The organism is Colwellia sp. 5_MG-2023, assembly GCF_030547795.1.
Classification (GTDB): domain Bacteria; phylum Pseudomonadota; class Gammaproteobacteria; order Enterobacterales; family Alteromonadaceae; genus Colwellia.
This window is the reverse complement of sequence record NZ_JAUOPW010000073.1, coordinates 1-555: the sequence shown is the minus strand read 5'-3', so window position 1 is coordinate 555 and position 555 is coordinate 1. Positions and strand designations below refer to the sequence as shown.

The 555-nt window shown below is 42.9% G+C and carries 1 pseudogene; it reads right to left on the bottom strand.

Features of this window, described 5'->3' with window-relative positions:
• Positions 1-555 (bottom strand): annotated as a pseudogene (locus Q4496_RS17930) (transposase); the annotation flags it as partial.

Here is a 555-nt window from a genome sequence, read left to right as displayed (position 1 = left end):
CGTTTTGGGCTGTTTAGCCTTTTTGGCTGATATAGCTCGTTGCTTTACGCTGGTATATCCTGAGCTTTCTGGGGTTTTCGCTATATTCGCTCTTACTGGGTTTAAATCAACATATGCCATACACGCAGCAAGGGCCGCTTCGTCTAATAAGGCTTGAGATTTAAAACGCCCTTCCCAGAAATGACCAGTGCAATTGTCTTCTTGATTCGCTTGTGTCGCGATGCTTTGGTTGAGTAGACGCATAAACCAGCTGATGTCCATTAAGCGATGGCGATATACTTCAACCGTTTCAAGCAAAGAAGTCATCAGGTAGTCAGGAATTTCTTCTCCTCGACAATATTGCTGTGTTAATAATGTGCCTTTAAATAACTGATGCCAACGCTCAAGTACTGCTTTGGTTGACCATCCTTTTGCCGTTTCTTCATCGATAAATAATACCGTATGCGTATGGTTACTCATAATAGCGTAAGCGCAAACATCAATGGCAAACACCTGCGTTAGGCTAAGTAATTTATCCTCTACCCAACCTCGCCTGTGGTCAAAATTTTTCCCTGT